Source organism: Streptomyces sp. NPDC090022 (assembly GCF_044748145.1).
Lineage (GTDB): Bacteria > Actinomycetota > Actinomycetes > Streptomycetales > Streptomycetaceae > Streptomyces.
Map to the genome: position 1 here is coordinate 27,014 of NZ_JBIVFN010000032.1, position 21,278 is coordinate 48,291.

Annotated in this window: 17 protein-coding genes, 4 tRNA genes and 3 pseudogenes; 9 read left to right on the top strand and 15 right to left on the bottom strand. The window is 71.4% G+C overall.

Annotated features, from left to right (window positions below):
- From ACIPXB_RS33450 to ACIPXB_RS33465, 4 genes and pseudogenes are all read right to left on the bottom strand, one after another.
- On the bottom strand, window positions 1-1,936 hold a 1,936-nt coding region (locus tag ACIPXB_RS33450), incomplete at its 3' end, for a DEAD/DEAH box helicase (RefSeq protein WP_401456117.1).
- A gap of 285 nt (window positions 1,937-2,221) precedes the next feature.
- Entirely contained in the window at window positions 2,222-2,758 is a 537-nt protein-coding gene (locus ACIPXB_RS33455; RefSeq protein WP_401456118.1) for a hypothetical protein, read from the bottom strand.
- Between the two features lie 106 nt (window positions 2,759-2,864).
- A pseudogene (locus ACIPXB_RS33460) lies at window positions 2,865-3,083 on the bottom strand (fluoride efflux transporter FluC); the annotation flags it as partial.
- A 478-nt stretch (window positions 3,084-3,561) separates the two neighbouring features.
- Window positions 3,562-3,972, bottom strand: a complete 411-nt coding sequence (locus ACIPXB_RS33465; RefSeq protein ID WP_401456121.1) for a class I SAM-dependent methyltransferase — start codon at window positions 3,970-3,972, stop codon at window positions 3,562-3,564.
- A gap of 76 nt (window positions 3,973-4,048) precedes the next feature.
- Here ACIPXB_RS33465 and ACIPXB_RS33470 point away from each other — a divergent pair.
- Both ACIPXB_RS33470 and ACIPXB_RS33475 read left to right on the top strand, forming a co-directional pair.
- A pseudogene (locus ACIPXB_RS33470) lies at window positions 4,049-4,174 on the top strand (XRE family transcriptional regulator); the annotation flags it as partial.
- Between the two features lie 63 nt (window positions 4,175-4,237).
- Window positions 4,238-4,588, top strand: a complete 351-nt coding sequence (locus tag ACIPXB_RS33475; RefSeq protein WP_401456122.1) for a metallopeptidase family protein — start codon at window positions 4,238-4,240, stop codon at window positions 4,586-4,588.
- Between the two features lie 26 nt (window positions 4,589-4,614).
- Here ACIPXB_RS33475 and ACIPXB_RS33480 read toward each other — a convergent pair.
- Window positions 4,615-4,916, bottom strand: a pseudogene (locus ACIPXB_RS33480) (metallopeptidase family protein).
- Between the two features lie 104 nt (window positions 4,917-5,020).
- Between ACIPXB_RS33480 and ACIPXB_RS33485 the strand changes: the two are divergent.
- The 3 genes from ACIPXB_RS33485 to ACIPXB_RS33495 all read left to right on the top strand — a co-directional run bounded on the left by ACIPXB_RS33485 (window position 5,021) and on the right by ACIPXB_RS33495 (window position 5,300).
- Window positions 5,021-5,093 (top strand) — tRNA-Glu (locus tag ACIPXB_RS33485).
- A gap of 37 nt (window positions 5,094-5,130) precedes the next feature.
- A tRNA-Asp gene (locus ACIPXB_RS33490) sits at window positions 5,131-5,204 on the top strand.
- Window positions 5,205-5,226: 22 nt separating this feature from the next.
- A tRNA-Phe gene (locus ACIPXB_RS33495) sits at window positions 5,227-5,300 on the top strand.
- 46 nt (window positions 5,301-5,346) lie between these two features.
- Here ACIPXB_RS33495 and ACIPXB_RS33500 read toward each other — a convergent pair.
- From ACIPXB_RS33500 to ACIPXB_RS33510, 3 genes are read right to left on the bottom strand one after another with little or no spacing between them, the layout of a single operon-like run.
- On the bottom strand, window positions 5,347-6,186 hold the full coding sequence (locus ACIPXB_RS33500) for a cytochrome c biogenesis CcdA family protein (protein ID WP_401456125.1): 840 nt from the start codon (window positions 6,184-6,186) through the stop codon (window positions 5,347-5,349).
- Window positions 6,186-6,947 (bottom strand): DsbA family protein, encoded by a 762-nt coding sequence (locus ACIPXB_RS33505; protein WP_401456127.1) that lies wholly within the window; start codon window positions 6,945-6,947, stop codon window positions 6,186-6,188. Before ACIPXB_RS33505 ends, ACIPXB_RS33500 begins: the two co-directional genes overlap by 1 nt.
- Window positions 6,948-6,998: 51 nt before the next feature.
- A complete protein-coding gene (locus ACIPXB_RS33510; RefSeq protein WP_401456129.1) occupies window positions 6,999-7,442 on the bottom strand; it encodes a hypothetical protein in 444 nt (147 codons plus the stop codon).
- A gap of 111 nt (window positions 7,443-7,553) precedes the next feature.
- Between ACIPXB_RS33510 and hrpA the strand changes: the two genes are divergently transcribed.
- On the top strand, window positions 7,554-11,477 hold the full coding sequence (hrpA, locus tag ACIPXB_RS33515) for an ATP-dependent RNA helicase HrpA (RefSeq protein ID WP_401456131.1): 3,924 nt from the start codon (window positions 7,554-7,556) through the stop codon (window positions 11,475-11,477).
- A 61-nt stretch (window positions 11,478-11,538) separates the two neighbouring features.
- A tRNA-Asp gene (locus tag ACIPXB_RS33520) sits at window positions 11,539-11,612 on the top strand.
- Window positions 11,613-12,062: 450 nt separating this feature from the next.
- On the opposite strand, the gene bldC is transcribed toward ACIPXB_RS33520, so the two are convergent.
- Together bldC and ACIPXB_RS33530 are read right to left on the bottom strand one after the other, a co-directional pair.
- Window positions 12,063-12,269, bottom strand: coding sequence for a developmental transcriptional regulator BldC (bldC, locus tag ACIPXB_RS33525; RefSeq protein WP_003949541.1), 207 nt, complete (start codon window positions 12,267-12,269; stop codon window positions 12,063-12,065).
- Between the two features lie 581 nt (window positions 12,270-12,850).
- The gene (locus ACIPXB_RS33530; RefSeq protein WP_401456133.1) at window positions 12,851-13,708 is read right to left on the bottom strand and encodes a hypothetical protein; all 858 of its coding nucleotides are present in this window, start codon (window positions 13,706-13,708) and stop codon (window positions 12,851-12,853) included.
- Between the two features lie 130 nt (window positions 13,709-13,838).
- On the opposite strand from ACIPXB_RS33530, the gene ACIPXB_RS33535 reads away from it, so the two are divergent.
- Window positions 13,839-14,933 (top strand): Leu/Phe/Val dehydrogenase, encoded by a 1,095-nt coding sequence (locus tag ACIPXB_RS33535; protein ID WP_401456135.1) that lies wholly within the window; start codon window positions 13,839-13,841, stop codon window positions 14,931-14,933.
- Between the two features lie 281 nt (window positions 14,934-15,214).
- Window positions 15,215-15,484, top strand: a complete 270-nt coding sequence (locus ACIPXB_RS33540; protein WP_401456138.1) for a DUF3073 domain-containing protein — start codon at window positions 15,215-15,217, stop codon at window positions 15,482-15,484.
- Window positions 15,485-15,590: 106 nt separating this feature from the next.
- Here ACIPXB_RS33540 and purM read toward each other — a convergent pair whose 3' ends face one another.
- The 5 genes from purM to ACIPXB_RS33565 form a co-directional block, all read right to left on the bottom strand.
- Window positions 15,591-16,661 (bottom strand): phosphoribosylformylglycinamidine cyclo-ligase, encoded by a 1,071-nt coding sequence (gene purM, locus ACIPXB_RS33545; RefSeq protein ID WP_401456140.1) that lies wholly within the window; start codon window positions 16,659-16,661, stop codon window positions 15,591-15,593.
- Window positions 16,662-16,717: 56 nt separating this feature from the next.
- Window positions 16,718-18,235 carry an amidophosphoribosyltransferase gene (gene purF, locus ACIPXB_RS33550; RefSeq protein ID WP_401456142.1) on the bottom strand — a complete coding sequence of 506 codons (1,518 nt, stop codon included), beginning with the start codon at window positions 18,233-18,235 and terminating at the stop codon, window positions 16,718-16,720.
- A gap of 202 nt (window positions 18,236-18,437) precedes the next feature.
- Window positions 18,438-18,965, bottom strand: coding sequence for an META domain-containing protein (locus ACIPXB_RS33555; protein ID WP_401456144.1), 528 nt, complete (start codon window positions 18,963-18,965; stop codon window positions 18,438-18,440).
- 81 nt (window positions 18,966-19,046) lie between these two features.
- Window positions 19,047-19,838: a sterol carrier family protein gene (locus ACIPXB_RS33560; protein WP_401456147.1), complete on the bottom strand. Its 792-nt coding sequence runs from the start codon at window positions 19,836-19,838 to the stop codon at window positions 19,047-19,049.
- 9 nt (window positions 19,839-19,847) lie between these two features.
- Window positions 19,848-21,245: a hypothetical protein gene (locus tag ACIPXB_RS33565; protein ID WP_401456149.1), complete on the bottom strand. Its 1,398-nt coding sequence runs from the start codon at window positions 21,243-21,245 to the stop codon at window positions 19,848-19,850.
- Between the last annotated feature and the right edge of the window lie 33 nt (window positions 21,246-21,278).

Sequence of the window (21,278 nt, forward strand, 5' to 3'; positions counted from 1 at the left end):
CACGGTCACCACGGTCACGGTTGAAACCGCCACCACGGTTGTCGTCACGGCGGAAGCCACCACGGTCACCGCGGTCGTCGCGGCGCTCGAAGCCACGGTCGCGGTTGAAGCCGCCGCCACGGTTGTCGTCGCGACGCTCGAAGCCACGGTCACCACGGTCACGGTTGAAACCGCCACCACGGTTGTCGTCACGGCGCTCGAAGCCACGGTCACCACGGTCACGGTTGAAACCGCCACCACGGTTGTCGTCACGGCGGAAGCCACCACGGTCACCGCGGTCGTCGCGGCGCTCGAAGCCACGCTCGCCCCGGCGGTCGCGGCGCTCGAAGTTGCCCCGCTCGTCACGGCGCTCGTACGCCGGGCGCTCCTCGACGACCACCGCGGCGGCCGCGATCTCGGCGGCGACCTCGGCCTCGGCGGCCTCCGCGGCCTCGGCCACGGCGGTCTCCGGGTCCTCGCCACGCTCCCGGGCGGCACGGGCGACCAGGCGCTCGGCCTCCTCGCGCAGCTCGACGGCCCGGCGCTGGACGCGCTCCAGCTGCTTGGTCAGGTCGGCGACCTCACGCTCGGCCTGCTTGGCGGCGTTGTTCGCGGAGTCGGCCTGCACCTCGGTCAGGGACCGGGCGCCGGTGATCTCGGCGACCTCGGGGTCGAAGGCGCCGGCGCCGCCGACGATGTGGCGCGAGGCCTCGACGCCCGCGTCCTCCATCAGGCGGAAGATCTGGCGGCGCTGGTGCGGGAGTGCCAGCGAGACGACCACGCCGGAGCGGCCGGCACGGGCGGTGCGGCCCGAGCGGTGCAGGTAGTCCTTGTGGTCACCGGCCGGGTCCACGTTCAGGACCAGGTCGATGCCGTCGACGTGGATACCGCGGGCGGCGACGTCGGTGGCGACCAGGACGTTGACGTAGCCCTCCTTGAAGTCGGCCAGGGTCCGGGTACGGGCGCCCTGGGTCATGCCGCCGTGCAGCGCGTCCGCCTTCACACCGGACTCGCGCAGCTGCTCGGCCACGCGGTCGGCGCCCAGCTGGGTGCGGACGAAGATGATGGTGCGGCCCTTGCGGGCGGCGATGGCGGAGGTGACCGGAGCCTTGTCCTTCGGCTTCACGACCAGCACGTGGTGGGTCATGGTGGTGACCGCGCCGGCCGACGGGTCGACCTCGTGCGTGACCGGGTTCACCAGGTAGCGCTTGACCAGGCTGTCGATCTCGTTCTCCAGGGTGGCGGAGAACAGCAGGCGCTGGCCGCCGGCCGGAACCTGGTCGAGCAGCTCGGTGACCTCGGGCAGGAAGCCCAGGTCGGCCATCTGGTCAGCCTCGTCGAGGACGGCGACCTGGACCTGCTCCAGGGAGCAGGCGCCACGGTTGATGATGTCGCGCAGGCGGCCCGGGGTGGCGACGAGGATGTCGACGCCGCGCTCCAGGGCGTAGATCTGGTTGCCCATCGACGTACCGCCGCAGACGACCTTCATCTTCAGGCCGAGCACGTCGCCGTACGGCTGGAGGGCGTCCGCGACCTGCATCGCGAGCTCACGGGTCGGGGTGAGGATGACGCCGCGGGGCTTCTTCTTCTCGGTGTGGCCGCCGGCCAGGGTGGCGAGCAGCGGCAGGCCGAAGGAGAGGGTCTTGCCGGAGCCGGTGCGGCCGCGGCCCAGGATGTCCTTGCCGGCCAGGGCGTCCGGGATGGTCGCGGCCTGGATCGGGAAGGGGGTGGTGACGCCGTTCTGGGCGAGCTTGCGCACGACGCCCTCGGGCAGACCGAGGTCGCCGAAGGTGATGGTGGGCTCGGCGTCGGTCTCGACGTCGTCGGTCTGGTCGGCCGTCACGTCGGCCACATCAGCCTCGAAGGCCTCGAGAGTCTCGTCGACCACAAGGGTGTCGACGGCCTCGATCGAGTCGTTCTCGGGCATGACGGCACGGTCAGAACTGGAAATGGACATGCGAATGCGAAAACCTTCCGGAGTCTCGGCACGCGCCCAAACTCCGTGAATCGCAAATTCGACCGCCTCAATGCGGTCAGCCACGGCAAGGGAGAGTACGCGCCACGCGGCGCTCTTCGGGTTCGGCGCCGGGCAATGGGATCAAACGATCTATAACCATACGCACCCTTCCCCACCCATGGCAAGTCGACCCCCCTCACACTCCTCTGACCTGCGGCGATAGCGGAGAGGCGGGCCGGGGGTGCGGATGCCGGGGTGCGGATTCCGGCGCGCGGCGCGGCCCCGCTACGGCTGGGGGTCGGGCGCCGTCGTCGGCTGCGGCTCGCTCGGCGGGGTCGGCGTGGGCTCCGTCACGGGCGGCGGCGGTGTCGGCGACTGCACGGGCGGCGTCGGGACGGAACCACCGCCCCCGGAGCCGGACCCGCCACCTCCGGGCGCCGGCGGCTGCGGCCCCTGACCGCCGCCGGACCCGCCCCCTCCCGGACCGCCCGCGCCGCCGGAACCGCCGGGTCCGCCCGGCGCGGGCGAGGGCGGGCCGGCCGGGGCGCCGGCGCTCGGGCTCGCGCCCGGCTGCGTCCTGCCGTCCGACGCCTTGACGTCCTTGCCCTCGGCGCCGGCCTTCTTGCCGTGCCCGCCCCCCTGGCCGTGCGCGCCCCGGACGGAACCGCCGGCGCCGCCCCCCGCGGCGGCCGCGCCGTGCGGGCCCGCCGATGCGGAGGGGCCGGGCTTGGCGGAGTCGTCGCTGACGCTCATGCAGCCCGCGGTCGCCGCGACCGCGAGCGCGGTGACGGCCAGTCTGACGGGGGCGGGAATCTGGCGCACGGGAGGCCTCCGGGCGTGAGCAACGGTCCGCATGAGCGGGTCAATGTGCCCAACTCCCTTTACCCCGTAAGGGACACGCCTCTTGAAGAGACCTCTGCCCGCTCACCCCGCACAGCCCCGTACCCAGGAGCAGCCCCAGCCGGGCCGGGACCGCCCCGGCGAGCAGCGCCCCGGTCAGCGCGCCCAGCAGCACGCAGCCCACCGTGTTCACGGCGAACGTCCCCCACGGGAACAGCGAATCGTGGCGCAGCTGCACCGCACGGTCCGTCAGATACCGCAGCGGCGCGCCCAGGGCCCCGCCGACGATCACCAGCAGCCAGTTCACCCGCGCCCCCGTACGGCCCGCCGGGTCACCGCGGCCCCCAGCCACACCGCCGCCGACGCCCCGGCGAGCGTGAGGACGGCGTACCCGACGGCGCTTCGTCACCGCAGTGGCCCTCCTGACCGCCGAATCCCGACCGAACGCTCATCGCGTTCAAGGCCCGGGACGAGCGGCCCCTCTGAGGGGGAGAGCAGCCCGGAAGTTCCCGTGTGTGCCCGCCGGCGATCCCGGCCCCAGCTCGTAGGGCGTGCCCCGGGTGTGGCTCCGCTTTTTGGGCCCCGGGTGCTGTCCGACCTGGGAAAACCTCTCCCGCACCTGCTGAGAAAGTGGTCGTATGGTGTGGTTTGAAACCCCCTCAGCTTCACCAAAGCCCCCGATGGCCACCCGTACGGGGGCATCTGGGGCTTTCGAGTTTGCCAACTCTCCCTGCGGCCTCGAATCAGCAGGGTCCCCATGCGCTGACTTCCTACAGGCGGTGGGATCACATCCACGGAGACGTCCACGTATCCGTGCTCCATCGGGCCCCCGTGGGATGCAGGACGCCTGACAGCCGTAGCAACCCTCCACGGCGGGCCGCTGGGACATGGCGAACACTCCGCCGGGCTTCGATGTCGGGCCAGCGCTCACGGGCCTTGGCCAACTGCGCCGGCGACAGGTCGATGCCCACGGCTTCCATGCCGAGAGTGGCGAGATGAGCGACGTTGCCACCGGAACCGCACCCCAGGTCCAGCACCCTGCCTCCGGACGGCAGGGACAGCACTTCGGCCCCCGGTCCGTGGTCGGGGTGTTGGGTCCAGTTGAACCAGGTGGTCTCACCCTTGGCGTTGGTCTGCCGGCGCTGGGGCTTGCTCTGCGAGTAGGTGTCCCAGGCAGCGCTACGAATGTCGGTCACGGCGTCCGTCCCATGTCATGGCGACAGCCGCCCGGCGTGGGGACCGGGCGGCCGACGCGCTGAGGCGTGCTGCTTGTTGGCCGGGAAGTGGGTCGGCTTCGGCAAAGACTTCGCCGTGAACACCGGGCCGTGGGAGCTGCGGCTGGTGGACCGGTCCACCAGCAAGGCCGCTCTGGAGCGGTACGGCCAAGCGCCGGAGTGACCGTCCGGAGGCATCTCGCGCCTCTCCTCCGTGGAAGTGATGTCGCTCACGGAGAATGGCCGTGTGCTGGAGATGACGCGAGAAGCCTTCGAAGAGCTGGTGTCCGACGCCCTGGACACGATCCCGCCTGAGCTGACACGGATCATGGACAACGTCGCCGTGTTCGTGGAGGACGAGCCGCCGGCGGACGATCCGGAGCTTCTGGGGCTCTACGAGGGGACCCCACTGACCGATCGCGGCGAGTGGTACGCCGGGGTGCTGCCGGACCGCATCTCGATCTACATGGGGCCGACGCTGCGGATGTGCGAGACCCCGGCAGACGTGGTGGACGAAGTTGCCGTGACCGTCGTCCATGAGATCGCCCACCACTTCGGCATCGACGACGAGCGGCTTCACGAACTGGGCTGGGGTTGATCCAGGGCGGTCCGGTCAGGCCGCGATCAAGCCGCGAGACTCACCTGAACAGGGGATTCCTCACCCGAAGAGGTGTACGACGGGATATCGTGCACGACGGTGATCTCGGTCTCCTCGATCACGTCCTCGCGGGACTCGCAGATGCGAAGGGGGGGTTCCGGTAGATCGTGATCCGGTCGGGGAGCACCCCGGCGTACCCCTCGCCGCGATCGGTCAGCGGGGTCCCCTCGTAGAGGCGACGTTGTCCATCAGCCGCGTGAGCTCCGGCGGAATCCGGTCGAGGGACTCTGCGACGAGCTCCGAACTCCTCGCGCGTCATCTCCAGCACCCGGCCATTCTCCCTCCGGAGCAAACCGTTTTGGCGATAGCTCCCCGCATCCCATATGCTTCTCACGTCCCCGACGCGCTGCGAAGCGCCCAGGCGGGCCCTTAGCCCTCATCGTCTAGTGGCCCAGGACGCCGCCCTTTCAAGGCGGTAGCACGGGTTCGAATCCCGTTGGGGGCACGCACAACCCTGTGCGAGACTTGTCTCGCACACACATGGTCCTGTGGAGCAGTTGGTTAGCTCGCCACCCTGTCAAGGTGGAGGTCGCGGGTTCAAGTCCCGTCAGGATCGCTGAGGCTCGAAAGAGCTTCGTGGCTGGGTAGCTCAGTTGGTACGAGCGATCGCCTGAAAAGCGATAGGTCGCCGGTTCGACCCCGGCCCCAGCCACAACGGAAGGCCCCGTCCCTCGGACGGGGCCTTCGTCGTTCCCTCGTTACTCCTCCACGGTGTCCTGGCCGCGGGCGGCCCTGCGCCGCCACTGGACGGCGCCCACCGCGAGCGCGCCGACGGCGACCGCCCCCAGCAGTGCCCAGTCCGGCACCCCGTCGGCCGCCGACCGCACCCACTGCTCCACGGCGAACGAGTCGTCCACGTCCAGCAGCCCGGGCAGGGCGCTCGCCCCGTCGTACGCGAGGAAGAGCGCGCCCAGCGCGATGAAGAAGCCGCCCGACAGCAGCGAGGTGGTGTGCAGCCGGAGGCGGCCGAGCGTGAGGGCCCGCCCGCGCAGCCAGCGCCGCCGGCCCAGCTCGAACCGCTCCCACAGCAGGGCCAGGACGAAGAGCGGTACGGCCATGCCCAGCGCGTACACCGCCAGCAGCAGCCCGCCGTAGACCGGGTTGCCGCTCAGCCCGGCCACCGTCAGCACGCTGCCCAGGATCGGGCCCGCGCAGAAGCCGGCCAGCCCGTAGACGGCGCCCAGCGCGTACACCGACAGCGCGGTCGTCGGCCGGATCCGGCCCGACAGCTCCGCCAGCCGCTTCGAGGCGAAGCCCAGGCCGAGGATCTGTACGACGCCCAGCGCGATGATCAGCCAGCCGCCGGCCAGGACGAGCTCCTCGCGGTGGCCGTGGAAGAACCGCCCTGCGGTGGAGGAGGCCGCCCCCAGCGGCACCAGGGTGGTGGCCAGGCCGGCGTAGAAGATGCCGGTCCGCGCCAGCAGCCGGGAGGCGGAGTCGATCGAGTACGCGAAGAACGCCGGGAGCAGCAGGGCGCTGCACGGACTGAGCAGCGCGAGGAGGCCGCCCAGCAGGGCGGCCAGGTATCCGATCTCCATCACTTCGCCGCCTTCGCCCGCTCCACGGCCGCGGTGAAGGCGGACAGCGGCTGGGCGCCGGCGATCGGCTGCCCGTTGACCAGGAAGGACGGGGTGGAGCTGACGCCGATGCGGTAGCCCTCCTCCTGGTCCCTGCGGACGGCGGCGGCGGCCTGCTCGCCGGCCATGTCGGCCTTGAAGCGCTCCAGGTCGGGCACGCCGGCCTGCCCGGCCAGCTCCAGCAGCCGGTCGGCGCCGAAGCCCTTCTCCTTGGCGCCCTGGGCGTACGCGGCGGCGTGGAACTGCGCGAAGCGGTCCTGCTGGCCGGCGGCCCAGGCGGCCTTGGCGGCGGCCTCGGACCCGGCGCCGAAGATCGGGAAGTTGCGCCATTCGATGCGCAGGGTGCCGTCCTCGACGTACTTCTTGATCAGGGCGGGCTCGGTGTCCCGGGCGAACTTGCCGCAGTACCCGCACGTGAAGTCGGAGTACTCGATCAGGACGACGGGCGCGTCCGCGCGCCCGGTGGCCAGCTTGTCGCCGGCGTCGCGGCGGGCGAGCGCGAGCAGCTCGGCCATGGCGCCGGAATCGGCTCCGGTGGTCCCGGGGGCGGTCTTCGGGGCGGTCGGGGCGCCCGCCGGGCGCGCGCCGCGCTCCTCGGGGGCGGTGGCCTGCCAGGAGACGAGGCCGAGGGTGACGGCGGCGAGCGCGACGCCGGCCGAGATGAGCAGGGGCTTCTTCGCGGAGGACTTCGCGGGCGTCTTCGAGGAGGACGAGGGGGACATGGTGCTCCAGTGCTACGGGTGACGGGTGGACCTGCGCGGACGCGGGCCCTCCTAGACCCGCATCACGGACAGCTCCACCGGCCCGGGCGCCGGCTCGTCCGGTCCCCGTACGAGGGCCCGCGCCGGCGCGGTCCACGGCTCCCGGGCCCGCTCGGCCGCCGCCCGGCCCGCCGGGAGCGGGGCGTGGGCGTGCTCGCCCGCGCCGCGCGGCGGTACGGCGGGCGGCTGCCCGAGGTCGGCGGTGCCGGGGGCGCAGGAGGGTCCGGGCACGCCCGCGCCCGCGAAGGCGGCCGGCGCGGACGGCCCCGCCACCACGGACGGCACGGCCACCCCGGACGGCACGGACGCCACCCGCGGGGCGGACGCGGAACCGGAAGGCGGGGCAGAGGCCGCGCCGGGCCCCGGCGCCGCCGCGGCCGGGACCGCCGTCCCCAGGAGCACGGCCAGCACGGCGGCCAGCAGGCACCACACGGCGCGGCGCGGGCCGATGCGCATACGTGGGGCCTCTCACTGGTGGCGGACGGGGGACTCGTCCCGAAATGGTACGGCCCGCGCTCCGAAATGGGTTCGCCACCCGGAGGGCCCAGGTGAGATCCTCAATCAGGTATGTCTACTTCCTTCGCCGCCCTGCAGACGCTGCTCGGTGAGATCTCGCTCCGCGACGCTCACCGCCTCGGCCGACGCCTCGAAGGCGCCCGCCGCATCCGCAAGCCCGAGGCCAAGCAGGCCGTGCTCGACGAGATCGCCGCGGAGGCCGCGAAGGCCGCCGAGCGGCTGGCCGGGCGTGCCGCGCGCCGGCCCGAGGTCACGTATCCGGAATCCCTGCCGGTCAGCCAGAAGAAGGACGAGATCGCCGAGGCGATACGCGACCACCAGGTCGTGATCGTCGCGGGCGAGACCGGCTCCGGCAAGACCACCCAGATCCCCAAGATCTGCATGGAGCTGGGCCGCGGGGTCCGGGGCATGATCGGGCACACCCAGCCCCGCCGGATCGCCGCCCGGACCGTCGCCGAGCGGATCGCGGAGGAGCTGAAGTCCGAGATCGGGCAGACGGTCGGCTGGAAGGTCCGCTTCACCGACCAGGTGGACCAGGACGCGACCTTCGTGAAGCTGATGACGGACGGCATCCTGCTCGCCGAGATCCAGACGGACCGCGAGCTGCGCGCGTACGACACGATCATCATCGACGAGGCCCACGAGCGGAGCCTCAACATCGACTTCCTGCTCGGCTACCTGGCCCAGCTGCTGCCCAAGCGCCCCGACCTCAAGGTCGTCATCACCTCGGCGACCATCGACCCCGAACGCTTCTCCCGCCACTTCGGCGACGCGCCGATCGTCGAGGTCAGCGGCCGGACGTATCCGGTGGAAGTCCGGTACCGCCCCCTCCTGGAAGAGGATTCCGAGGACGCGGACCGGGACCAGATCACGGCCATCTGCGAGGCCGTCGACGAGCTCCAGTCCGAGGGCCCCGGCGACATCCTGGTCTTCCTCTCCGGCGAGCGCGAGATCCGCGACACCGCGGACGCCCTCAACAAGCGCAACCTGCGCTTCACCGAGGTCCTGCCCCTGTACGCGCGCCTGTCGCACGCCGAGCAGCACCGGGTCTTCCAGCAGCACACCGGGCGCCGGATCGTGCTGGCGACCAACGTCGCCGAGACCTCCCTGACCGTCCCGGGCATCAAGTACGTGATCGACCCGGGCACCGCCCGGATCTCCCGCTACAGCCACCGCACCAAGGTGCAGCGGCTGCCCATCGAGCGGATCAGCCAGGCCAGCGCCAACCAGCGCAAGGGCCGCTGCGGCCGTACCAGCGACGGCATCTGCATCCGGCTGTACTCCGAGGACGACTTCCTCACCCGGCCGGAGTTCACCGACGCCGAGATCCTCCGGACGAACCTGGCCTCCGTCATCCTCCAGATGACCGCCGCCGGCCTCGGCGAGATCGAGAAGTTCCCCTTCATCGACCCGCCGGACCACCGCAACATCCGCGACGGCGTCCAGCTCCTCCAGGAGCTCGGCGCGCTGGACCCGGCCGAGAAGGATCCCCGCAAGCGGCTGACGCCGATGGGACGACAGCTCTCCCAGCTGCCCGTCGACCCGCGCCTGGCCCGCATGGTCGTGGAGGCGGACAAGAACAACTGTGTCCGCGAGGTCATGGTCATCGCGGCGGCCCTGTCGATCCAGGACCCGCGCGAGCGGCCCTCGGACAAGCAGACCCAGGCCGACCAGCAGCACGCCCGCTTCAAGGACGAGACCTCCGACTTCCTCGCGTACCTGAACCTGTGGCGGTACGTGCGCGAGCAGCAGCGCGAGCGCGGCTCGTCCTCCTTCCGCCGGATGTGCAAGCAGGAGTACCTGAACTTCCTGCGGATCCGGGAGTGGCAGGACATCTACTCCCAGCTGCGCACGGTCGCCAAGACCATGGGCATCCACCTCAGCGACGCGGACGCGCCCGAGCAGCACATCCACGTCTCGCTGCTGGCGGGCCTGCTCTCGCACATCGGGCTGAAGGACACCGACAAGAACGAGTACCTCGGCGCCCGGTCCGCCAAGTTCGCGGTCTTCCCCGGCTCGGCGCTGTTCAAGAAGCAGCCGAGGTTCGTGATGTCGGCGGAGCTGGTGGAGACCTCGCGGCTGTGGGCCCGGGTCAACGCCAAGGTGGAGCCGGAGTGGGTCGAGCCGCTGGCCCAGCACCTGATCAAGCGCACGTACAGCGAGCCGCACTGGGAGAAGGACCAGGCGGCCGTGATGGCGTACGAGAAGGTCACGCTGTACGGCGTCCCGATCGTCGCCCAGCGGAAGATCAACTACGGCCGGATCGACCCCGAGGTCTCGCGCGAGCTGTTCATCCGCAACGCGCTGGTGGAGGGCGACTGGCGCACGCACCACAAGTTCTACGCCGACAACCGCAAGCTGCTCACCGAGGTCGAGGAGCTGGAGCACCGGGCCCGGCGCCGGGACATCGTCGTCGACGACGAGACCCTCTTCGACTTCTACGACCAGCGGATCCCCGAGCACGTCGTCTCCGGGGCGCACTTCGACTCGTGGTGGAAGCACAAGCGCCGCGACGAGCCGGAACTGCTCGACTTCGAGCGCGAGATGCTGCTCACCGAGAAGGCCAAGGGCGTCACGAAGGACGACTACCCGGACTCCTGGCGGCAGGGTCCGCTGAAGTTCCGGGTGACCTACCAGTTCGAGCCGGGTGCGGACGCGGACGGCGTGACCGTCCACATCCCGCTCCAGGTGCTCAACCAGGTCACCGACGAGGGCTTCGACTGGCAGATCCCGGGCCTGCGCGAGGAGGTCGTCACCGAGCTGATCCGGTCGCTGCCCAAGCCGATCCGCCGGCACTACGTGCCCGCGCCGAACTTCGCGGGCCGTTTCCTGGACACGGCCGTGCCCCGCCAGGAGGCGCTGACGGTCACCCTGGCGCGCGAGCTCCAGCGGATGGTCGGGGTCCCGGTGGCGGCCGAGGACTTCGACCTGACGCGGATCCCGGACCACCTCAAGATCACCTTCCGGATCGTCGACGAGCGCCGCAAGAAGATCGCGGAGGACAAGGACCTGGAGGCCCTGCGCCTGAAGCTCAGGCCCAAGGCCCGCCAGGCGCTGTCCAAGGCCGCCGCGGCCACCGCCGAGCGCGCGGGCGGGGAGTCCCTGGAGCGCAGCGGTCTGACCGACTGGACGATCGGCACGCTGACGAAGGTGTTCGAGACCCGGCGGGCCGGCCAGCCGGTCAAGGCGTACCCGGCGCTGGTGGACGCCGGTGAGAGCGTGTCCGTACGGCTCTTCGACAGCGAGGCCGAGCAGCAGCGGGCCATGTGGCTGGGCACCCGGAAGCTGATCATGCTGAACATCCCGGTGAACCCGGCGAAGTTCGCCTCGGACAAGCTGACCAACCAGCAGAAGCTCGCCCTGTCCGGCAATCCGCACGGCTCCGTCCAGGCGCTGTTCGAGGACTGCGCCACCGCCGCGGCCGACCGGCTGATCGCCGAGCACGGCGGGCCGGCCTGGGACGAGGCGGGGTTCCGCAAGCTGTACGACGCCGTGCGCGCCGATCTGGTGGACACCACCGTCCGCACGGTCGGCCAGGTCCAGCAGATCCTGGCCGCCTGGCAGGCCTGTGAGCGCCGTCTGAAGGCCACGAACAGCCTGGCGCTGCTGAACAACATCCAGGACGTCAGGAAGCAGCTGGCGGCCCTGATGCCGGCCGGCTTCGTGACGCTGACCGGGCTGAAGCGGCTGCCGGACCTGATGCGCTACCTGGTGGCCGTCGACCGCCGGCTCCAGCAGATGCCGACGGCCGTCCAGCGCGACACCACGCGCATGGAGAAGGTCCACGAGATGCAGGACGAGTACGCCTGGCTGCTGGAGCAGTTGCCCAAGGGGCGGCCGGTGCCCGAGGCGGTCACCGAGATCCGCTGGATGATCGAGGAGCTGCGGGTCAGCTACTTCGCGCACGCGCTCGGGACGGCGTACCCGATCTCGGACAAGCGCATCGTGAAGGCGGTCGACGCGCTCGCTCCGTAGCCTCCCCGCGGCCGGTTCGACCGCACCCCCTGACCTGCTGTACAGTCTGACTCGCAACCAAGGTCCTGTGGAGCAGTTGGTTAGCTCGCCACCCTGTCAAGGTGGAGGTCGCGGGTTCAAGTCCCGTCAGGATCGCCTCGATAACAGGCCCCGCATCCCCCGGATGCGGGGCCTGTTGCGTTCCCCGGTACGTACACCCCGGCCTGGCCTGCGCCGCGCCCGGCGGGACCAAAGTCCCTCGTCCGCGTGAAGGGCTTCTCCCCACCCGTCCCCTTTACGGGTGCATTGCCGGATGTACAAGAGTTGTCAGCTGTGACGGGAGTCACCGCACGAGTTTCCGAACCCTGCACTTTTATCGCACCCCTACGTGGGTTCGATTTAATATGTGCAATTGCACCCCTCTGGCACACCTCTGCGAAGGACATGCGTGCGGGCACAAAAAAGGTCGCGCTGGACCCGGCGGAGTCCAGCGCGACCGACGACGGAGGTACCTGTTGGGGCAGGTCCTGTCGTATGAAGCTATGTGGGTTTCATCGGATTGGGGGACCCGATATGCACCCGGTAATGCGGGGTGTTTGCGCGACCTCAGGCCTCGCTGCGCTGCTGCGGAATTCCCGCCAGCAGGGCGCGAACCTCGGCCTCGCGGTAACGACGGTGCCCACCCAGGGTGCGGATGGACGTGAGCTTGCCAGCCTTGGCCCAGCGGGTGACCGTCTTCGGGTCCACGCGGAACATCGTGGCAACCTCAGCCGGCGTCAGCAGCGGCTCGGCATCAGGGGTGCGAGCGGTCATGAGCGGCCTCCTCGGGAGAACCGAACCATCTCGGTTCTTTCCTCTAAATTCTGCACCTTGGCCCGCGTTGCCCGAAATGGACATACGCGGGCCGAGTCGGTTATAGGACGAACGGCTTGTCCTCGGCACTACAACTACACCATCTGTCCAGCCTCGTCGGCCAAACCGATGGAATTGCCCTCCGAGGTGTTCATCAGCGGCGGAAGCCGATGGACCGGCCCATAACGGACAGTCACCCCACTGTGACGATCAGTCACAGAGCGATCAGGAGTCACGAGGCCCCCCCATGGAGCGCAATGCCGAGCATTCCGCCCGTAGTTGGACGGAAGGAACCCTCCCCGGACTCCTTGTCCTATTTTGGCACGAGGGTAGGGGAAGGGCGCAAGGGTGTGGTTAGTGCGTTCCGTCACGCTTGGGCCAATGGCCCGTATCGGGACGTAGGTCCTGGCACTAAGACCCAAATGCTCGGATCAGCCCGTTGATCAGCAACTTATGCCCGTTCGGCCGATACCACCAGGCTCTGACGGGTTCGTGACCGGTTCGCGACCCTCCGGGCCCGCCGCGCCCGCGGCCCGCCGCGTTCAGTTCGCGAACAGACGCTCGCGCACCGCACGCCACCGCTCGGCGAGCCGGCCGTACGTCTCCGAGGCTGCGTCCGCGTCCCCGGCCCGCAGCGCCGCGAGCCCCGTCGCCAGGTCCCCGGCCGACCGGTCCGCCGCCAGCCGCTCCGGAGCCAGCGCGTGCACCAGCCCGCCGTAGTCCAGTTCCACCAGCGAGCGCGGGTGGAACTCCTCCAGCCAGCTGCCGACCTCCACCAGCCCCTCGGCCAGGGCACCGTACCCCTCGGCCTCGCGCAGGGTCCGCAGACCCCGCGCGAGCCGCCGCCTGGCCTGGAGCATGGGCGTGCGGTAGCGCAGCCGCTCCCCGGGCACATGGTCCCGCTCCTCGTCGGCCACCAGCACGAACCAGCGCAGTGGCACCTGCCACACCGCCGTGCGGATCCACGGGCGGGAGTGCGGGTTCCGCTCCCGCCAGCGCTCGTAGTCCGCGGCCGCCTGCCGGCGGACCACCGGGGGCAGCGCCGCGTCCAGCACCGGCCCCGGGAACTCGGCCACCAGCTCCTCCAGCGCCAGCCAGCCGCGCAGCCGGGTCCGCCAGGGGCAGACGAGCACCACCCCGTCCAGCTCCGCCGTGAACGCGTCCGCGCTCTCGTGGACCGGCACCCCGACCGGCGGGACCGCCACCAAATCCGCCAGTGACCTGCGCAGTTCGTCCTGCGCGGTCGGCGCCTCGCCGCGCCGGGCGTAGTCCGCCCAGTGCGTGCGCTCCGGCTCCGCGAACGCCGCCAGGGGCTCGTAGACTCGCAGGTAGGAGGCGTACGGCACGACCGGCGCGGAGCGCGCGGACGGCAACCGGGGATGCTCGGAGGATTCGCTCACCCTCCGGTCCTCCCCAGCGGGCCCACCCGGTACTCCGCGGGGCCCCTCAGGTCTTACTCTGCTCCCAACACGCCCTCCCCACCCGCAGGGGGGCGCCTTCCGCCGCATCTCTTCCATGGGAGTCACCACCGTGACCGAAATGACCGACGGCGTCCTGCACACCCTGTTCCGTACGGAGCAGGGCGGCCACGAGCAAGTCGTGCTGTGCCAGGACCGGGCCACGGGCCTCAAGGCCGTCATCGCCATCCACTCCACCGCGCTGGGCCCCGCCCTCGGCGGTACGCGCTTCCACGCGTACGCCTCCGACGAGGAGGCCGTCCTCGACGCCCTCAACCTCGCCCGCGGCATGTCGTACAAGAACGCCCTCGCCGGGCTCGACCACGGCGGCGGCAAGGCCGTGATCATCGGCGACCCCGACGTGCTGAAGAGCGAGGAACTGCTGCTCGCCTACGGCCGGTTCGTGGAGTCCCTCGGCGGCCGCTACGTGACCGCCTGCGACGTCGGCACGTACGTCGCGGACATGGACGTCGTGGCCCGCGAGACCCGCTGGGCGACCGGCCGCTCCCCCGAGAACGGCGGCGCCGGCGACTCCTCGGTGCTCACCGCGTACGGCGTCTTCCAGGGCATGCGGGCGAGCGCGCAGGCGCTGTGGGGCGACCCGACGCTGCGCGGGCGCAAGGTCGGCGTCGTGGGCGTCGGCAAGGTCGGCCACTACCTGGTCGAGCACCTGCTGGAGGACGGCGCGGAGGTCGTGATCACGGACGTCCGCCAGGAGTCCGTCCAGCGCGTCCTGGACAAGCACCCGGGCAAGGTCACGGCGGTCGCCGACACCGACGCCCTCATCCGCGTCGAGGGCCTGGACATCTACGCCCCCTGCGCGCTGGGCGGTGCCCTCAACGACGACACCGTGCCGGTGCTCACCGCCAAGGTCGTCTGCGGTGCGGCCAACAACCAGCTCGCGCACCCGGGCGTCGAGAAGGACCTCGCGGACCGCGGGATCCTCTACGCGCCCGACTACGTGGTCAACGCGGGCGGGGTCATCCAGGTCGCCGACGAGCTGCACGGCTTCGACTTCGACCGGTGCAAGGTCAAGGCGACGAAGATCTTCGACACCACCCTGGAGATCTTCGCACGTGCGAAGGCGGACGGTATTCCGCCGGCCGCGGCCGCCGACCGGATCGCCGAGCAGCGGATGGCCGACGCGCGGGCCGCGCGGCACGCCTAGGGCCGTGGAACGGGCCCGCCGGGGTCGCGGGGAGACAAGACTCACTGCACTTCGGCGGGTCGCCCGCCAATAACGGGTTAAAATCGCAGCTGACCAGCGAGTACGGGGCGTCTCATGGTCACTGCGCCGGGGCGCGTCATGCGGGCGGCGTACCGTATGGCCGCGGAAGCAGGTACCGTTAAAGCCCTACGGACGGTCTCTCCAAGGAGAGCCCGCTCCGAACCATGAACGCGTGTCAAGACTCTGGGGCCGTCGAGCCCCGTCACCGAGGGGGTCGAGCCATGGGGCGCGGCCGGGCAAAGGCCAAGCAGACGAAGGTCGCCCGCCAGCTGAAGTACAGCAGCGGCGGGACTGACCTGACGCGTCTGGCCAGCGAGCTGGGCGCATCGACTTCGCAACCGATCTCACAGCAGCCGCCGAATGGCGAGCCGTTCGAGGACGACGACGAAGAAGACGACCCGTACGCCCGCTACGCGGATCTGTACAACGACGACGACGAGGACGAGGACGACGAGTCCGGTCCGTCGTCGCAACAGCGTCGCGGCGCTTGACGCTCTCCATGTCGTAGCCGGACACCGGCTTCGTGCACGGAGCCGGACACGTCCGAACACACAAACCCGGTCCAGGGCATCGCCCCGGACCGGGTTTTGGTGCTGCTCAGCCCGCGTAGGAACCAGTGAGGGCCGCGCCCTGGGTGTGCGCGCCACGCTCGACGATCTCGCCGGCGACCCAGGCGTCGACGCCCCGGTCGGCCAGCGTGGTCAGGGCCACGTCCACCGACTCCTGGGGGACGACGGCCATCATGCCGACGCCCATGTTCAGGGTCTTCTCCAGCTCCAGCTGCTCCACCCGGCCGGTCCTGCCGACCAGGTCGAACACCGCGCCCGGGGTCCAGGTGGTCCGGTCGACCGTGGCGTGCAGGTGGTCGGGGATGACCCGGGCCAGGTTGGCCGCGAGGCCGCCGCCGGTGATGTGCGAGAAGGCGTGGACCTCGGTGGTGCGGGTGAGGGCCATGCAGTCCAGCGAGTAGATCTTGGTGGGCTCCAGGAGCTCCTCGCCGAGGGTGCGGCCGAACTCCGCGACCTCCCGGTCCAGGGCGAGCCCGGCCCGGTCGAAGAGCACGTGCCGGACGAGTGAGTACCCGTTCGAGTGAAGGCCGGACGACGCCATCGCGATGACGGCGTCACCCGTACGGATGCGATCCGCGCCGAGCAGTCGGTCGTACTCGACGACGCCCGTGCCCGCGCCCGCCACGTCGAAGTCGTCCGGGCCCAGCAGGCCCGGGTGCTCGGCGGTCTCGCCGCCGACCAGGGCACAGCCGGCCAGGACGCAGCCCTCCGCGATGCCCTTGACGATGGCGGCGACGCGCTCGGGGTGGACCTTGCCGACGCAGATGTAGTCGGTCATGAAGAGCGGCTCGGCACCGCACACCACGATGTCGTCCATGACCATGGCGACCAGGTCGTGGCCGATGGTGTCGTACACGCCCATCTGGCGGGCGATGTCCACCTTGGTGCCGACCCCGTCGGTGGCGGAGGCCAGCAGCGGGCGCTCGTAGCGCTTGAGGGCGGAGGCGTCGAAGAGGCCGGCGAAACCGCCGAGGCCGCCGAGGACCTCGGGGCGCTGCGTCTTCTTCACCCACTCCTTCATGAGCTCGACGGCGCGGTCGCCCGCTTCGATGTCCACACCCGCGGCCGCGTAGCTGGCACCGGTGGTCTTCTCTGTCATGACAGGAGAGAGCTTTCGTGTCGTTACTGCAGGGTGGTGCGAGGCGTCGCGGGAGGTCACGGGCGGCGGAGCGCGTCGGCCGCGTCCGTACCGCCTGCCAGCTCGGTCTCCAGCAGCTGCTTGCCGAGGAGCTCCGGGTCCGGCAGCTCCATCGGGTACTCGCCGTCGAAGCAGGCACGGCAGAGGTTCGGCTTCTGGATGGTGGTCGCCTCGATCATGGAATCGAGCGAGATGTACGCCAGGGAGTCCGCGCCGAGCGACTTGCCGATCTCCTCGACCGTCATGCCGTTGGCGATCAGCTCGGCCCGGGTGGCGAAGTCGATGCCGAAGAAGCACGGCCACTTCACCGGCGGCGAGGAGATCCGGATGTGGACCTCGGCCGCGCCGGCCTCGCGGAGCATGCGCACCAGCGCGCGCTGGGTGTTGCCGCGGACGATCGAGTCGTCGACGACCACCAGGCGCTTGCCGCGGATGACTTCCTTGAGGGGGTTGAGCTTCAGGCGGATGCCCAGCTGGCGGATCGTCTGCGAGGGCTGGATGAAGGTCCGGCCGACGTAGGCGTTCTTGACCAGGCCGGAGCCGTACGGGATACCGCTGGCCTCGGCGTACCCGACGGCGGCGGGGGTGCCGGACTCCGGGGTCGCTATCACCAGGTCGGCGTCGGCCGGGGCTTCCTTGGCCAGCCGCCGGCCCATCTCCACGCGGGAGAGGTAGACGTTCCGGCCGGCGATGTCGGTGTCCGGGCGCGCCAGGTAGACGTACTCGAAGACACAGCCCTTCGGCTTTGCTTCCGCGAAACGAGAGGTGCGCAGACCGTTCTCGTCGATCGCGATGAGCTCGCCCGGCTCGACCTCGCGGACGAAGCTGGCGCCGCAGATGTCCAGGGCGGCGGTCTCACTCGCGACCACCCAGCCGCGCTCCAGGCGGCCGAGGACCAGCGGGCGGATGCCCTGCGGGTCACGGGCGGTGTAGAGGGTTCCCTCGTCCATGAACACGAGCGAGAAGGCGCCCTTGACCTGCGGGAGGACCTTGGCGGCCGACTCCTCGATGGTCAGGGGCCTGCCGTCGTCGTCGGTCTGGCCGGCCAGCAGGGCCGTGACGAGGTCGGTGTCGTTGGTGGCGGCCACCTGGGTGGCTCGGCCGTCCTGCCGAGGAAGGTCGGCGACCATTTCCGCGAGTTCGGCGGTGTTCACCAGGTTGCCGTTGTGTCCCAGGGCGATCGAGCCGTGGGCGGTCGCGCGGAAGGTGGGCTGCGCGTTCTCCCACACCGAGGCACCGGTGGTGGAGTAACGGGCGTGACCGACCGCGATGTGGCCCTGGAGAGAGCCGAGGGAGGTTTCGTCGAAGACCTGGGAAACGAGGCCCATGTCCTTGAAGACGAGGATCTGGGAACCGTTGCTCACAGCGATTCCCGCGGACTCCTGTCCACGGTGCTGCAGTGCATACAGTCCGAAGTAGGTGAGCTTGGCGACCTCTTCACCCGGAGCCCAGACACCGAAGACGCCGCAAGCGTCCTGGGGGCCCTTCTCGCCGGGGAGCAGGTCGTGGTTGAGTCGTCCATCACCACGAGGCACGCCACCGAGTGTAGGCGAGATCGACCACTGGTCCGAATTGGGGACGCCCGGGAAATGTCACAGCACGGAGGGTGACGGGACCCTTGCGTCTCGCCATCCGGTGCGTTGTCGATACGTACGAGGAAATGCGTGGCGGCTCCCGCCCCGCGCACTGATCGATTTCACCCTTTCCGCCTGCCCGTTCACGGACCGGCGCGGGCGGCTATTCCACCGCGACCGTGCCCTGGGCGGTCACGCCCGTGCCGGCGGGGGTCGTCAGGGTCATCGTCTGGCCGGTGACCGCGTACGTGAGGGGACCGGCGGCCAGGAGGGTGCTCAGGGCGCGCTCGACCTCGCCCGTCGGGCCGCCGCACGCCATGCGGGTCGCGGAGACGGGGCCGAATGTGACCGTACCGGCGTCGGTGGTGACGCGGCCGGTGAAGCGGTTGCAGCCCAGGCTGCCGCGGACCGAGCCGTCCGCGTCGATGGTGAAGTGGGCCCGCGCGGCCGCCTCGGCCGGTACGTCGGTGGCCCCGGCGGCGTCGACCAGGGCGGTCACCGTCCACCGGGTGCCGACGAGGGGCGCCGCGGGGGCCGGGGTCGGTTCGGTCACGGAGACCGTGTCGCCGCCGGGCACCGATGCTGCGGGGCCGGGCCCGCTCTGGCCGCAGGCGCCCGCCGCCAGGGCGAGGACGGCGGCCAGGGCCGCGGCCGGGACGGTCGTACGCGTGTGCCTGCCGTGGGTTCGCATACCGGTCCGACGTACGCCCCGCCGGTCCGGTTCCGCGCCCGTCCCCCGCTCAGCCCATCCGCCGCTCAGCCCATGAGCCGCTCAGCCCATCAGCGGCAGCAGCGCGGACAGGTCCGCCCGCTCCCCGCTGGCCCGCACCCGGGCGTCCTCGACCTCCTGCGCCCATCCGGTACGGCCGGTGGCCAGCCGGATCCAGGTCAGCGGGTCGGTCTCCACGACGTTGGGCGGGGTCCCCCGGGTGTGCCGGGGCCCCTCGACGCACTGGACCACGGCGAACGGGGGCACGCGTACCTCCACCGAGCCGCCGGGCGCCTTGTACGCGAGGGCGTCGGCGAGCAGCCGGGTGCAGGCGGCGAGGGCCTGCCGTTCGAGGGGGATCGCCAACCCCGCCGCCCGGTTGAGGTCGTCGGTGTGGACCACCAGTTCCACGGTGCGCGTGACCAGGAAGTCCCCCAGCGTCATGGCACCGATCCACAGGTCCAGCACCCGGCCGTCGCGGTGCTCGGCCAGCGCCCGCGCCATCCGGTCCCCGGCCCGTTCGTACAGCTCGGGCAGCGGGCCGCCGCGCAGGGTCTCACCGGCGGCGTCCGCGATCCGGCCGGCCATCGGGGCGGTGGCGAAGGGCCACTCGACCGCGCTCAGCGTGGCCTTCTCCACCGGTGGCCGCTCCAGGCCGCCGGCGAGGGAGTCGGCGATCCACGCGATGTGCGCGGCCAGTTCGCCGACCGTCCACACGCCCAGCCCGGCGGGCCGCGCCAGCTGTTCGGGGGTCAGCTCCCCCACCGCGTCGGTGACATGGCCGAACTGGGTGGTGACGGCGGCACGGATGCGCTGCGCGTCGTAGGCGCGCGGCTTCTTCCTGGCGGGCGGCATGGCCCGACCCTACCCACTCCTCCCGGCGGGCCCGGGAAGCTTCAGCCCGGTGCAGCCCCGCCGCTGCGCGGTCTCGGTGGCGTACGCGGTGAACAGCTCCGACAGCCGGGCCTCGCCGAGCACCGCGCCGTAGCCGGGCGGCACGTGCAGGGTGAGGGCGGCGGGCCGGCCGGCGCAGGTCGCGGAGCCGAAGAGGACCTCTCCGTCCTGCGAGCGCCCCGCACCCAGCACGGGTATCGGGCGGACCTGGAAGTCGGTCATCACCAGGGCCCCGTCGGCGTCGTCGCCGAAGGCGGAGTACGTCCTGATCCACCACGGCCGGTCGTCCAGGACCCGCTCGACGTCCTGGCCCTGGCGTTCCTCGGGGGTGAGCCCCGACAGCACCCGGCGCGCCCCGTCCGGGCTCACCGCCAGGACACAGGACTCCACCCGGCTGTGTGCGCCGGCGGGCGCACCGGCCGCCCGGTCGGGCAACCGGTCCCGCCCGGCACCTTCGGCGGCGGCGGCACCGGCACCGGCACCGGCACCGGCCGGACCGCCGGACCGTATGGCCGCGAACCAGGCACAGGTGCCGCGGCCGGATTCCGCCGGTCCCAGATCGGGGGCGGGCAGCGGCAGCCGGGCCGGAAGCGCGGGGAGTTCTGCCTCGCAGCCCAGCCGCCGCGCGGCCGAGACCGCCGCGTCCCGGGCGAGCCGGCCCACCGACCCCAGGTCCGCCTCGGTGGCCCCGACGGCCTCCCCGGAGGACGCGGTGACCAGGATCGAGGTGGTCCCGGCGGCGGTGGGCGTACGGCACGGGGCGACGACGGAGACGCTGCGCCGCCCGTGGTCCCCCAGCGTGCCGTCACCCAGCGGGACGCGGTCGGGCAGGTCGAGCCGGGCGGTGGCGTCGTCCCGCTCGCGTATCCCGTCGGACGTGAACGGCTTCGTGTCCCCCACCTGTTCCGCCCCGGGCCCGTCCGTGCGGGGCGCACGGGAACGGACATCGACCGTGAGCGTGAAGTGCCGCGTCGTACGGGAGCGCTCGGCCACGTCACGGACCGTGTCCAGCAGGCAGCTGCTCGACCGACGGGTGAGGTCCACCCCCGGCCGGTGAGGTCTGCCGGGCTCCACCCGGTCCACCCCGCCGCTCAGCCGCAGCACGGCGGAGGCGTCGACCAGGCCCGCACAGGACTCCTCGATGGCGGCACGGCTCTCCTGGCGGACCTGCCGGCGCCCGTACGAGTCGTACAACGACCAGCCGCCCACGAGCACCCCGAGCACGGCCAGCGTGCACAGCAGCGCGTTGACCCTGTTCCACGACCGCCCCCGGTCGGGCAGGACGCGCTGCTCCCCGCCCGGCCGGTCCCGGTCGCCGCCGCTCGCCGGTGGTCGCGGCTCCGGCATGCCCAACGTCGGATCGAACACGACCCCACCCCCGTTCGCCCGTGCTTCCCCCGA

Bases quoted from the DNA above. Each gene is read 5' to 3' on its own strand.
- ACIPXB_RS33505 (WP_401456127.1), bottom strand. From the start codon at position 6,947: ATGTCCCCCTCGTCCTCCTCGAAGACGCCCGCGAAGTCCTCCGCGAAG.
- hrpA (WP_401456131.1), top strand. From the start codon at position 7,554: ATGTCTACTTCCTTCGCCGCCCTGCAGACGCTGCTCGGTGAGATCTCG.
- bldC (WP_003949541.1), bottom strand. From the start codon at position 12,269: ATGACCGCTCGCACCCCTGATGCCGAGCCGCTGCTGACGCCGGCTGAG.
- ACIPXB_RS33510 (WP_401456129.1), bottom strand. From the start codon at position 7,442: ATGCGCATCGGCCCGCGCCGCGCCGTGTGGTGCCTGCTGGCCGCCGTG.
- ACIPXB_RS33540 (WP_401456138.1), top strand. From the start codon at position 15,215: ATGGGGCGCGGCCGGGCAAAGGCCAAGCAGACGAAGGTCGCCCGCCAG.
- ACIPXB_RS33555 (WP_401456144.1), bottom strand. From the start codon at position 18,965: ATGCGAACCCACGGCAGGCACACGCGTACGACCGTCCCGGCCGCGGCC.
- ACIPXB_RS33560 (WP_401456147.1), bottom strand. From the start codon at position 19,838: ATGCCGCCCGCCAGGAAGAAGCCGCGCGCCTACGACGCGCAGCGCATC.
- purM (WP_401456140.1), bottom strand. From the start codon at position 16,661: ATGACAGAGAAGACCACCGGTGCCAGCTACGCGGCCGCGGGTGTGGAC.
- ACIPXB_RS33500 (WP_401456125.1), bottom strand. From the start codon at position 6,186: ATGGAGATCGGATACCTGGCCGCCCTGCTGGGCGGCCTCCTCGCGCTG.